This window comes from Petrotoga mobilis SJ95 (assembly GCF_000018605.1).
Classification (GTDB): Bacteria; Thermotogota; Thermotogae; order Petrotogales; family Petrotogaceae; genus Petrotoga; species Petrotoga mobilis.
Genome location: NC_010003.1, coordinates 1,401,123 through 1,414,082, shown reverse-complemented (window position 1 = coordinate 1,414,082; position 12,960 = coordinate 1,401,123). Strand labels below are relative to the sequence as shown.

At 38.5% G+C, this 12,960-nt stretch carries 11 protein-coding genes; all 11 read left to right on the top strand.

Features of this window, described 5'->3' with window-relative positions:
- The first annotated feature begins 406 nt into the window (after positions 1–406).
- Complete coding sequence (gene hflK, locus PMOB_RS06770) at positions 407–1,402, top strand: FtsH protease activity modulator HflK (RefSeq protein ID WP_012209125.1); 996 nt, start codon at positions 407–409, stop codon at positions 1,400–1,402.
- Positions 1,399–2,259 carry a protease modulator HflC gene (gene hflC / locus PMOB_RS06765; protein WP_012209124.1) on the top strand — a complete coding sequence of 287 codons (861 nt, stop codon included), beginning with the start codon at positions 1,399–1,401 and terminating at the stop codon, positions 2,257–2,259. Before hflK ends, hflC begins: the two co-directional genes overlap by 4 nt.
- A gap of 2 nt (positions 2,260–2,261) precedes the next feature.
- Positions 2,262–4,184 carry a hypothetical protein gene (locus PMOB_RS06760; RefSeq protein WP_012209123.1) on the top strand — a complete coding sequence of 641 codons (1,923 nt, stop codon included), beginning with the start codon at positions 2,262–2,264 and terminating at the stop codon, positions 4,182–4,184.
- 505 nt (positions 4,185–4,689) lie between these two features.
- Entirely contained in the window at positions 4,690–5,388 is a 699-nt protein-coding gene (locus PMOB_RS06755; RefSeq protein ID WP_012209122.1) for a tRNA1(Val) (adenine(37)-N6)-methyltransferase, read from the top strand.
- A gap of 441 nt (positions 5,389–5,829) precedes the next feature.
- Complete coding sequence (gene dprA, locus PMOB_RS06750; protein WP_012209121.1) at positions 5,830–6,822, top strand: DNA-processing protein DprA; 993 nt, start codon at positions 5,830–5,832, stop codon at positions 6,820–6,822.
- A gap of 18 nt (positions 6,823–6,840) precedes the next feature.
- Positions 6,841–9,027 (top strand): 1,4-alpha-glucan branching protein GlgB, encoded by a 2,187-nt coding sequence (glgB, locus tag PMOB_RS06745; protein WP_012209120.1) that lies wholly within the window; start codon positions 6,841–6,843, stop codon positions 9,025–9,027.
- Positions 9,028–9,490: 463 nt separating this feature from the next.
- Positions 9,491–10,501 (top strand): mannose-1-phosphate guanylyltransferase, encoded by a 1,011-nt coding sequence (locus PMOB_RS06735; protein ID WP_012209119.1) that lies wholly within the window; start codon positions 9,491–9,493, stop codon positions 10,499–10,501.
- Positions 10,502–10,535: 34 nt separating this feature from the next.
- The gene (locus PMOB_RS06730) at positions 10,536–10,808 is read left to right on the top strand and encodes a LysO family transporter (protein ID WP_012209118.1); all 273 of its coding nucleotides are present in this window, start codon (positions 10,536–10,538) and stop codon (positions 10,806–10,808) included.
- Positions 10,805–11,377, top strand: coding sequence for a lysine exporter LysO family protein (locus PMOB_RS06725; RefSeq protein WP_012209117.1), 573 nt, complete (start codon positions 10,805–10,807; stop codon positions 11,375–11,377). Before PMOB_RS06730 ends, PMOB_RS06725 begins: the two co-directional genes overlap by 4 nt.
- Positions 11,378–12,047: 670 nt before the next feature.
- On the top strand, positions 12,048–12,500 hold the full coding sequence (locus tag PMOB_RS06720) for a nucleotidyltransferase domain-containing protein (RefSeq protein WP_041534364.1): 453 nt from the start codon (positions 12,048–12,050) through the stop codon (positions 12,498–12,500).
- Between the two features lie 3 nt (positions 12,501–12,503).
- Entirely contained in the window at positions 12,504–12,929 is a 426-nt protein-coding gene (gene hepT / locus PMOB_RS06715; protein ID WP_012209115.1) for a type VII toxin-antitoxin system HepT family RNase toxin, read from the top strand.
- The last annotated feature ends 31 nt before the right edge of the window (positions 12,930–12,960 follow it).

Here is a 12,960-nt window from a genome sequence, read left to right as displayed (position 1 = left end):
CGCAGCCCGCCCATAAGGAAAGAAGTTGGTGGCTTTGCCCTGTGACCTTGTGTTATATTTATTATAACACTCTATAACCTCAAATGTATTTTTGAAATTTAAATAGATTAGATTAAAAAAGCTTCTAACATATGCAACTTTTATGTTATAATTAATTTTAGCCCTTTTGCTGATTTTTGCAAAAAGCTTTTTGCTGATCTGTGCAAAACAGTCTTTTTCGTAATGCTTTTGAGTAACTCTCCTAATCTCATTCGCTTTGCAAATGATGTATTGAATTTAGGGTTTTTAAGGGGGTACCCCTTAACGTCTGGGTTTAAAGGACCGCAGGTCCTTCCTCAGAAGGGTGGGCTGCGGGGGTAGGGCGCTAACACATAGTATCCCATACTTTTAAAAGAGGTGAGTAATTTTGGCTGAATATGAGATCTTCAATCCCAACGAAGAATTTAACGACGAAGGTAACAATCATGAAGGTCATAGATGGCGCAATATAATCATTATTGCCGTTATCATAGCGATTGGTATTTACCTTTTAACCGGTGTTTATCAGGTAGGACCTTCTGAAGTAGCATTAGTCAAAACGTTCGGTGAATACAAATCCACCGCAGGACCAGGCTTACACATTCATCTACCCTACCCTATTCAATCGCATGTTATAGTGGATGTAAGAACAATAAATAAAGTTGAACTAGGCTTTAGAACTACCAGCACCGGAAGAACCCCCACATACAGCACATACACTGATGAAGCAGAGATGATCACTGGAGATCAAAATATAATTAGTATAGAAGCGGTGGTTCAGTATAGGGTAAACGATCCTGTAGCGTATGCCTTCAATGTAATTCAGGGGTACGACTTAGTTAAATCTACCTCTGAAAGTGTACTTAGAGAACGTGTTGCACTGTCAGATTTAGAAAATGTCTTGACTACAGAGAGAGATCAAATAGCTATGGAAACAGCTGAAAGAGTTCAGTCCATACTGGACAGTTACAACTCCGGTATTCTCATACAAAACGTTTATCTCCAAGCAGTAACCCCACCAGAACCTGTGGTTCCTGCTTTCGATGATGTGAACAACGCACGTCAAGACCAACAAACAGCAATAAACGAAGCTCAAAGGTACGGCAATGACATCATTCCAAGAGCCGAAGGAGAAGCCCAAAGAATCTTAAACGATGCACAAGCTTACGCATATGAACAAGTTGCAAAGGCAACAGGAGAAGCGGAAAGGTTCAAAGCTTTACTGGAAGAATACCAAAACTCAGAAGACATTACTAGAAAAAGGTTAATATTAGACTCTGTACAACAAATGATTAAAAATTCAAAGATACAAGTAGTATCTGAAGAAGGAAACACCTTGAACTTCTTGGATTTAAGCGAAATTATTGGTGGTGATACACTTTGAAAAATACAACGCTATGGGCAGTAGTTATAATCGTAGCTTTTTTTGTAATTCTATTTAGTTTTACGGCTTTCTACATCGTTGATCAAACTCAACAGGCAATAGTACTTAGATTTGGGAATATTATAAGCATAAAAACAGAACCAGGGATTTACGTAAAAACTCCCTTTATAGACAACGTAGTAAAATTGGAGAAAAGAATCATGATCTATGACATACCTGTGGAAAGAGTAATAACTTCCGACAGAAGAACTATTTTAGCCGATACATATGCAATTTGGAGGATAGAAGATCCTCAAAAGTTCATTGAAACACTGAGGACCGTAGAAGTTGCGAAGACAAGAATCGACGACATAGTTTATTCTCATGCAAGAGATGTTATAGGAAATTACACATTCCCTGAGGTTCTTTCAATCGAAAGGCTTGCAATCTTGGAGGAAATTAAAAACCGCAGTGAGGCATCGCTGGAAGATTTTGGAATAAATGTAGTAGACGTAAGGCTCAAAAGAACCGATCTTCCTCAAGAGAACACCGAAGCTGTATACGAAAGAATGAAAAGCGAAAGATACGCTATGGCTGCTCAATTAAGAGCTGAAGGAGAAAAAGAAGCCCAAAGAATGAAAGCCGAAGCAGATAGAGAAGCAAGTAGAATTAGGTCAGATGCCCAAAGAGAAGCTGATATCATAAGAGGAACAGGTGAGGCAAGCGCAATAAACATTTACTCAGAAGCTTATTCCTTGGATCAAGATTTCTTTGAACTCCAAAAAATAACAGACATTTACAAAGACTCTTTCAACAACAGCGTATTAGTAATACCCAACGATTCACCTTTACTTGAACTTTTCTATGAGGTGGAATAGTCTTGAAGCTAGTTTCTAAGATGTTGTTATTCTCGATGTTAATAATATTACTCTTTGGTTGCCAATATGATGGTAATTCTAATATTAATTTTGAAATCGAAATTCCAACAAAAATTTCCCCAAATATCCCGTTAACGATAAAAACAAATTTTGACTATGATAATGTAGAAATAATTATCGATGGAGAGGAGGCTCCCTCCTCCCTCTTTTTGGATGAAGAGGGAACTTCTTCTTCACCTCTTTTGGGTGAATATGGAACTTCTTCTTCCTTCCTTATGGATGAAGAAAACGCTTCCTCCTCTATCCTTATAGATGAAGGGGGAACCCCTTCTTCTTCCTTCCTTATGGGTGGGGAGCGGGGCGAAGGGGCGCTAACAGAGAACCTTTTCCTCACGGGTGGGGAGCGGGGCGAAGGGGCGCTATACGACATCAGCGACGGCCCTCACAAAATCAACATCAAATTTTTAGATGACAAAAACAGAATTATCACCGAATATGCCACAAACATAACTTTTGATTCCACTCCACCAAAACCATCATATCTCAACCAAGAACTATCGGCAGGTAATTTAAATTTAGAATACAAAGTAGATGAAGAAGACTTTTCTAAAGTCTCCTTATACTACAACGAAACAGAATTAGCCTCTTCGACTTCATTACAAGACATTTTCTCAATAAAAATAACCAAAGATTCCGGAATTAAAAATTACGTTCTCCGGTTCAAAGATGATGTCGAAAACACTTACTATCACACGATCGAAATAGACACAAATATTGACAAACCGCCGGTTATAAATTCAGATATTGTAAGCGTTAATCTTTTTTCAGAAATAGACATGAAGATTTCTGACGACTGGGATGATAATTTTTTGGTCCTCATAGACGATGGAAATGAGATTAAATACACATCAGAATTGTTACTAAAGCCAACAACTGAAGCAACAATGATTGTTTTTGACTCCAACAAAAATAAAACCGAAAAATTTATAAATTTTAACGTTGACGATCAAATCCCTACCCCACCTGAAATTACTGCCAGACTAATCTCTGAAGACATGGATTATATATCCTGGCGATATGATCCAAACTATCAAAATTTCGTTGTTGAAAGCTATGATGAAATATTGGGATGGAAAAAAGTTTTTGAATTAAAAAATACGTTCCTTGAAAACCCAAATTATGATATTATTTTTGTAAGAAAAGTTACCAACAATGGAACACATGGGTTTCCTTCTGATCCAGTAATCACTCTCTCAGAGGCTCTTGTTCCATATGCCTCTGGTACGATAAACAAAGTAGACAAAAACCTTTTCTTGCCACAAATTAACACGCCTTTTGTTATAGATACTGATATACTCATACCAGAAGGAAAAACATTCTTGGTAGAATCTGGAAACGAGATCAGATTATATAACGGTGCGACTGTGGTTGTTGAAGGGCTAATGTTTTTAATGCCAGGATTTGATAAAACTCATATATTTGGGGAAGGGGAAATAGCGCTCAACGGTGGAACAATAATCGCCTATGACACAGACTTTGAAAACATCAAATTTACAGGCAAAGGAAGATTATTATTTCTTAAAAACTCAACCCTTGATAATTACAGCTCAATTGACACAAAAAGTATAGGTAGAGTTTGTCTTTACGACTCATCCTTATCTGACTACGTTAAAATAACAAACTCATCAGGTGTTTACATCGATAACACTTACTTAAAAGAAATATCGTTGAACAACGTGGCAGAATCACTATTTAAAAACTCAACAATAGACCTTTTCAACTCCTCTATTAACAGTAGAACAATAATGGAAACTTCTACTATAAAACTAATGAACATTGAAACATTCTCATTCATGAACAGCATCGATTCAAAAATAGAAAGACTAAATGTGGAAGAATATTCAATATTCCTACAAAGAGAATAAAAAGCGGACCCAATAGGGCTAGATACCGCAGGTCCTTTCCTTAATGATAGAGAGCTGGATATAAAGGACCGGAGGTCCTTCCTTAGATGGGTGGGCTGCGGGGCGAAGGGGCGCAAATAAAGACTAAGCGCAGCTTACAAAAAAACAACAAAATCATTAGTGTGTAAACTATGTTTTTAAATGATTTCGACCTTAATTTAGGGTTTTTAAGGGGAATCCCTTAATATTCGGGTTTAAGGGACCGCAGGTCCCTTCCTTAGATGGGTGGGGAGCGGGGTGAAAGGGCGCAAATAAAGACCCTTTTCCTCACGGGTGGGGAGCGGGGCGAAGGGGCGCAAATAGGGACTAAGCGCAGCTTACAAAAAAACTTATAATCAATCAACTCACAAAAAACGTTCCACTTTTAAAAAGGTTCACAGGGCGAAGCCATCATTCCAGTAGAGTTTAAGGGACCACAGGTCCCTTCCTAAAAAGGGTGGGGAGCGGGGTGAAAGGGCGCTAACACATGGACACAACCACCAAAATCCATCAAATAGACCAAATCTACAGATCACTAAAACTAAAAACAGCCAACAAACATCATCTACCAACACACGCAAGTGTACTATTATTAGCCACTCATCCGGCTAAAAACAACTCGACCATCGTCGAACTCGGAAGTGGCATAGGACACGTCAGCCTTGTAATTGGAAAAATGCTAACAAACAGTAAAATAATAGGCATAGAAATACAAAAAGAACTATATGAATACTCCTTACAAAACAAAGAAATAAACGAAATAAACAACGTAGAATTCCTCAATACAGAAGTAAAAAACGTCAAAAACTATTTTGACGCAGAATCTATAGACTATATAATCTCAAATCCTCCACACTACTTTGATGGATTAAAAAGTCAAATCAGCGATAGAAAAATCGCCAGATCAGCGGAAGACTTAAAAGTATTAGAAGATTTTATCTATGCTTCAAAATACCTTTTAAAAAACAAAGGATTAGGCTGTTTTATAATTCATCCTTACGTTCTTTCAGACGTATTAATAATCTTAGAAAAGAATAATTTAGAACCTCAACACATATATATCGCCTACGGAAACAAAGAAAAAGACGCCCAACTAATCTCGTTGACATTCAGAAAAAACGGAGGTAGAAATCTGCTCATTCACCCTCCAATCTTCCTCTCAGAATGGGGCGCGGAGCGCAGTTAAAGGAAAGCCCTCTCTTCCTTAAATGGGCGGGCTGCGGGGCGAAGGGGCGCAAATAATGACTAAGCGTAGCTTACAAAAAAACTTATAATCAATCAACTCACAAAAAACGCTCCACTTTTAAAAAAGTCTCAGGGCGAAGCCCTCATCCCAGCAGAGTTTAAGGGACCGCAGGTCCCTTCCTAAAAAGGGAGGGCTGCGGGGCGAAGGGCGCTAAATAAAGACCTCTTTTCCTTATGGGTGCGGACGGAGCCCTTAAGGGGTTTACCCTTCAATGTTTGGGTTAAAGGGACCGTAGGTCCCTTCCTTAAATGGGTGGGCTGCGGGGCGAAGGGGCGCAAATAAAGACTAAGCACAGCTTACAAAAAAACAATAAAAATCATTCCACAAAAACAAGAAATTGATTCTAGAGGGAACCAGGGAGGAAGGAGGCTTTCACAATCATTGAACATACTAGACATCATAACCCTCAAAGAAGTATATAAAAAATCCAACAAAGAACTCTTAGAATACACAGAAACAGACACATCACCCACTCTATTCAAAGAAGAGTTCGAAGAAAACAAAAGAAAAATCGTTCAAAGCTTAGACAAAATAAAAGATTTAGGCATAATCACTTACTGGGACGAAGAATATCCAGATCTCTTAAAAAACATCAACGACCCCCCAGTAATTCTTTACTATTTTGGTGATCCATCACTTTTAAAAAGCAAAACCGTCTCGATTGTTGGAACAAGAAAAACCACAGATTACGGAAAATCTATATGTATTGAAATCACCAAAGCCCTGAGCAGCTACACAGTAGTAAGCGGAATGGCATATGGAATCGACTCGATAGCTCAAAGAAACGCCAAAAAAACGATCGCCGTCTTAGGGAACGGGATTGACATAATATATCCAAAATCAAACGAATCACTCTACAACAAAATAAAAGAAGAAGGTCTAATAATATCAGAATATTTTCCAGGTACCAGGGCAACAAAGTACACATTCCCTTACAGAAACCGCATAATTGCAGCTCTATCAGAAAAAACCATAGTCGTTGAAGCAGCTAAAAAGAGCGGATCATTGATAACCGCAAGATACGCACTCGATTACGGAAGAGAAGTATTAGCCGTACCAGGGGATATAACAAGGTTAAACTCATACGGAACGAATTATCTAATCTACTCTGGTGCCACCCCCATAATATCTATACAACACCTCAAAGAGTTATTTGGAATAACTAACTTAGAAGTAGAAAACTACGATGAAAATCCTGAAGAAATGGAGTTAAAAGAAAAAATATTAAAACTAATAAACGAAGGGAATAATAATTTAGACTCGCTATGTGAAACCTTAAAAGAAGACGTCTCAGCAATTTTATCCACTATAATGCAACTAGAAATAGATGGGAAACTCTCACAAGAAAACGGCACATACTTTACCCTAAATTAAAAAAGGAGGTGGCAACACATGCCAATACTAACGGAAAAAGAAATAAATATGCTTGTTAATGCCGAATGTCACGACCCCTTTATCTATCTAGGCTTAAGAGAACTCGATAAAGAAAACTTAGTCATAAGGGTTCTACAACCCTTTGCAAAAGAAGCATATTTGATTTCTAAAAACACCACTATAAAACTCGATAAAATCCACAAAACTGGACTCTTTGAAAAAAAGATTCCAGGTTCACAAATATTTGAATACGAAATAAAATGCACAGACTACAACGCCAACACCTGGACTTACAAAGACCCCTACTCTTTTTTACCAGTCATATCTGAATACGACAGATATCTCTTCAATGAAGGGAACCATTACAAAATATACGAAAAACTAGGCGCGCACCCCATGAAAATAAACGGAATCGAAGGGGTTTTATTCTCAACGTGGGCACCAAACGCTAAAAGAGTCAGCGTGGTTGGAAATTTCAACAATTGGGATGGAAGAATTCATCAAATGAGGGTCTTAGGTCAATCAGGAATATGGGAAATCTTCGTTCCCGGTGTTGTTGAAGGAGACTTATACAAATTTGAAATCAAAACTCAAAATGGAGACATCTTGCTAAAAACAGACCCTTACGGAACTTACTTTGAAGTAAGGCCCAAAACAGCCGCCATTGTATACGACAAACAAAACAAACACACGTGGAACGACTCCAAATGGATGGAGGAAAGAAAAAATAAAAATTGGATAAAAGAACCGATGTCTATCTATGAAGTCCATCTAGGCTCCTGGGCAAGAAAAGAAGAAAATCAATTTCTAAATTATAGGGAACTAGCGGAAAAACTTTCAGCATACCTTAAAGAAAACCATTTTACTCACATAGAACTATTACCGGTAAGCGAACACCCCTTAGACATCTCTTGGGGATACCAGGTAACAGGTTACTATGCTCCAACAAGCAGGTTTGGAAAACCGGAAGATTTCATGTACTTTGTAGATAAAATGCATCAAGAAGGTATAGGCGTCATCGTTGATTGGGTGCCTGGACACTTCCCAAAAGACGCACATGCTTTGGGAAGATTCGATGGCACAGCCCTTTACGAACACCTCGACAGCAGATTGGGAGAACACAAAGACTGGGGAACTTACATATTCAATTACGGAAGAACCGAAGTTAAAAACTTTCTATTGGCAAACGCACTATTTTGGTTGGATAAATACCACATCGACGGCTTAAGGGTAGACGCTGTAGCTTCAATGCTATACTTAGACTACAGCAGACAAGATGGAGAATGGATTCCCAACAAATACGGTGGGCGAGAAAATCTCGAAGCCATTGATTTCATCAAACAACTCAACACCGTCGCCTATCAATACTTCCCTGGGATTGTAACCGTTGCAGAAGAATCTACGGCGTTTCCAGGAGTAACTACGCCGGTACACGAGGGCGGTTTAGGCTTTGAATTCAAATGGAATATGGGTTGGATGAACGACACATTAAGATACTTTAGCAAAGACCCAATATTTAGAAGATACCATCAAAACGACCTCACATTTTCCCTAGTATACGCTTTTTCCGAAAACTTTATCTTATCCATTTCTCATGACGAAGTCGTACATGGCAAAAGGTCCCTTTTGGAAAAAATGCCAGGTGATGATTGGCAAAAATTCGCCAACTTAAGGCTCTTTTACTCCTACATGTATGCCCATCCTGGCAAAAATTTACTCTTTATGGGAAGTGAAATAGCCCAAAGAAAAGAATGGGACTGCTCTAACAGTTTAGACTGGCACCTATTACAATACGAACCTCACAAAAAAACACAACTATTTTTAAAAGACTTAAATATACTGTACAAAAATCATCCCGCATTATTTGAAATTGATCACCGTTATGAAGGCTTCGAATGGATAGACTTCAACGATGCGGACAACAGTGTAATATCTTTTATAAGAAAATCAGAAAATGAAGATGAAATTATCGTCTGCGTCTTCAATTTCACACCAGTGCCAAGGGATAACTATAGAATAGGCGTACCAAAAAAAGGCGTATACCAAGAAATACTCAACACAGACTGGACACAATACTACGGAAGTGGAGTCGACAATCCAAAAGAAGTATACTCTCAAGACATACCCATGCATGGAAGAGAACAATCCATAATACTCACACTACCACCTCTAGGTGGTCTATATTTCAAATTCCTAATAAAATAAAGGTCCCTTCCTTATGGACGGGCTGCTAGGCGAAAGGAAAAGAACACGTTTCCTTAGATGGGTGGGGAGCGGGGGAAGGGCGCTAACAAAGAACCTCTTCCTTACGGGTGAAAAACAGGGTCTAAGGGACCGTAGGTCCCTCTTCCACATGGGTGGGCTGCCGGGCGAAGGGGCGCAAATAATGACTAAGCGCAGTTCACAAAAAATGCACTTTTTTAAAAAGGTTACAGGGCGAAGCCCTCCACCCCCCGGGTCTAAGGGGCCGTAGGCCCCTCTTCCACATGGGTGGGCTGCGGGGCGAAGGGGCGCAAATAAAGACTAAGCGCAGCTTACAAAAAACGCTCTACTTTTAAAAGGGTTACAGGGCGAAGCCCTCCACCCCCCGGGTCTAAGGGACCGCAGGTCCCTCTTCCACCTGGGTGGGCTGCGGGGTGAAAGGGCGCTATCACAAAAGGAGGTAATTATGAAGGCAATAATCCTTGCAGGAGGCTCAGGAGAAAGATTTTGGCCTCTATCAAACTCAAAAACACCAAAACAATTCCTAAAACTTTTCTCAGACAAAACCCTCATAAGAGAAACCTATGAAAGAATGCGCTACAAAATGGAACCCAAAGACATCTTTATCATTACATCAGAAAAATATCAACAACTAACTATGAAAGAAATTCCAGAAATACCCAAAGAAAACATCATCTTAGAACCAATTCCAAGAAACACCGCACCAGCCTGCATGATAGGAACTCTAGCAGCCCAAGATGATGAGATAGTAACAATACTCCCTGCCGACCATTACATACCTGACAAATCAAAATTTTGGGACACTCTATCAAAGGCAATACAAGGCGCCCAAGAATTCAACGGACTATTCACTTTCGGAATAACACCAACCAGGCCAGAAACTGGTTACGGCTATATAGAAGCAGGAAAACCAATAAGCAACTCAACATACAAAGTCAATTCATTCAAAGAAAAACCAGACCCTGAAACAGCTAAAACCTTTCTATCAAAAGGCAACTTCTATTGGAACAGCGGGATCTTTGTATGGAAAAAAAGCACATTCTTAAAACAAATGAAAAAACATTCTTCTGACATCTATAACAAACTCATAAACATCTCTCCATGGGACACAGAGAGCTTAAGAAAAATCATGCCCACTATCGAAAAAATAAGCATCGATTACGCCCTATTAGAGCGATCTGATAAAGTCTATGTAGTAAAAGCCGATTTTACATGGTCTGATGTAGGGCACTGGGTATCTGTAAGGGAACTGCAAGGATACTCAGACAACGACGAAAATGTTGAAGTCATAAATGGGAAAAATGTGTTCGTTAAATCCGATAAATTTGTAGGAATAGTTGGATTATCAAATATTATAGTGGTTGAAGGAGAAAACGGTATCTTAATCACAAAAGAAGAAAACTCACAAGACGTAAGAAAAATATCTGAAAAGCTGAAAAAAATGGGGAAATTTTAAAAATTATAAAGGCAGGGTGTGAGGTGGTTCCATTATGATGGTGGGAATACTTATAGCTTTTTCAATTGGCCTTTTCATGGGATTAAAAGGATGGCTTAAATGGTTGAAAAAAATTAAACCCGTTTTATGGTCAACGGTTTTGTTACTCTTTTTCATGGGTTATGAAATTGGCAACGATGACGTCTTGATTTCTCAAATTAAAGAAATTGGAATCACAGCTTTATACATAGCTGTTTTTTCCATTATTGGAAGCGTTCTTTTCACTTCCATTTACGAAAAGTTCTTTAAAAAGGAGAAAACTAAATGATATTGCTATTATCTGCAGTCGTTGCTGGAATAATATCTGGTATCTATTTTAACTTTAATATCCCTAGCAATTTAACAACTATTTTATTAATGTTTTTAGTTTTTAGTGTTGGGGTTGATATTGGCAGTGAAGAAAAAATACTCTCAAAATTAAAAGTCAACATGAAAAATATACTCTTTCAATCAATTTTAACTATATTAGGAAGTCTTATCTTTGGATCATTAGCAATATTTTTCACGAATTTAAATTTAAAAGAATCACTAGGCGCATCTGCAGGATTCGGTTGGTATTCACTTTCAGGGGTTATGATCAGCAATCTCTACTCTCCTGTTCTAGGAGCAATTTCTTTCACTGCAAATGTAATTAGAGAAATTTTAGCGATAGTTTTAATTCCTTTAGTTGCTAAATGGTCACCTTTAGGAGCAGCATCAATTGGAGGAGCCACTTCAATGGACACCATGCTTGGAGTAATATCAAAAAGCACTGATAAAGAAACTACTCTAATAGCCTTTGGACAAGGAGTAATACTTTCTCTTTCCGTCCCTATTCTTATAACACTAATTTTTTAAAAAAGTAAAGATTTCCTTCCTTAAAGGGGTGGGCAACGCTCTTCCTTAGATGGGCGGGCTGCGGGGCGAAGGGTGATCCCTCTTCCTTAAACGGGTGGGCTGCGGGGCGAAGGGGCGCAAATAACGACTAAGCGCAGCTTACAAAAAACACTCTACTTTTAAAAAGGTTACAGGGCGAAGCCCTTCACCCCCCGTGGGTTTAAGGGACCGCAAGTCCCTCTTTCCTTATGGGTGGGGAGCGGGGCGAAGGGGTGCAAATAATGACTAAGCGCAGCTCACAAAAACGCACTTTTTTAAAAGGGTCACAGGGCGAAGCCCTTCACCCCCTTGGGTTTAAGGGACCGCAGGTCCCTCTTCCTTTTGGGTGGGGAGCGGGGAAGGGCGCTATAAAACTTATTATACGGAAGTATATGATAAAATAACTCACCTTCAAAAAGATATGATATAATTAAAATAGCAAAAATCAATTTAATCCTCATATGGACGGGCTGCAGGGGAAGGGGTGCAAATATTGATCCTTTTCCTTATGGGTGAAAAACAGGGTTTAAGGGACCGCAGGTCCCTCCTCCTTTTGGGTGGGGAGCTGGGGAAGGGGCGCTGCATCTATCTTTTTAAAGTTTCCCAAGACAGTATAAGATTTAAATACAAAAGAATTAAGCAGGTGAACAACATGGTTCAGAACAAATTAGAATTTATAAAAGATTTGTGTAAAAAATATAAAATAGGGTTAGTTTATTTGTTTGGCTCGCAGAAAGAAAAGGCTTATCAGTTACTAAAAAACAATGATAATAACGATATAAAAATAGATGATCCCCTCACTGACATAGATGTGGGAATAGTATTTTTGTTTGATTTGGATAATATAAAGCATAGATACAAGCTTTATGCAAGTATATACAATGAATTAGAAGAATTATTCAAACCTTACAAATTGGATCTGGTTTTTTTGCAAGAAACTCATTCTGTATTCCAAACCGAAGCGTTAAAAGGCATATGCGTATATAGCGAATCAGAAAGTTTTAAAGATGAATATGAAATGATGATATTAAGGCGGGCTGCGGATTTTAAATATGTACTCGATTTATACACCAAGGAAGTATTAGAAAAGTACGAGGAGAAATGAAAGATGATAAATAAAGAGCTTATTAGAGATAGATTGATATTCATCAATGACTATCTAATTCAATTAGAAATACTATCTCACTTATCAAAAGAAGAATTTCTACGAGATAGAAGAAACCCTGCAGCCGCTGAAAGCTTTCTCCGAAGGTCTTTAGAAGCAATCTTTGATATTGGAAGGCATATATTAGCTAAGACAGGTAGCATAGACATGTCCACTGAGTATAAAGCTATTGCTTTGGGGCTTGGAGAAAAAGATATTATAAACAAGAATTTGAGCCAGAAATTGATTCAAATGGCTGGTTATCGGAATAGATTGGTCCATATGTATCACATGATCTCTGAAGAAGAGCTGTACGACATAATAACAGAAAATTTGGATGACATTAGACAATTCATTAAAAGTATAGAAAAATTCATCGAAAATAACTGATCAGATGGAGCCCTTTTCCTTATGGGCGGGG

What these genes read in the sequence shown, in the direction of transcription:
- PMOB_RS06755 (WP_012209122.1), top strand. Translation starts at nt 4,690, where the DNA reads ATGGACACAACCACCAAAATCCATCAAATAGACCAAATCTACAGATCA.
- glgB (WP_012209120.1), top strand. Translation starts at nt 6,841, where the DNA reads ATGCCAATACTAACGGAAAAAGAAATAAATATGCTTGTTAATGCCGAA.
- PMOB_RS06735 (WP_012209119.1), top strand. Translation starts at nt 9,491, where the DNA reads ATGAAGGCAATAATCCTTGCAGGAGGCTCAGGAGAAAGATTTTGGCCT.
- PMOB_RS06730 (WP_012209118.1), top strand. Translation starts at nt 10,536, where the DNA reads ATGATGGTGGGAATACTTATAGCTTTTTCAATTGGCCTTTTCATGGGA.
- PMOB_RS06725 (WP_012209117.1), top strand. Translation starts at nt 10,805, where the DNA reads ATGATATTGCTATTATCTGCAGTCGTTGCTGGAATAATATCTGGTATC.
- PMOB_RS06720 (WP_041534364.1), top strand. Translation starts at nt 12,048, where the DNA reads ATGGTTCAGAACAAATTAGAATTTATAAAAGATTTGTGTAAAAAATAT.
- hepT (WP_012209115.1), top strand. Translation starts at nt 12,504, where the DNA reads ATGATAAATAAAGAGCTTATTAGAGATAGATTGATATTCATCAATGAC.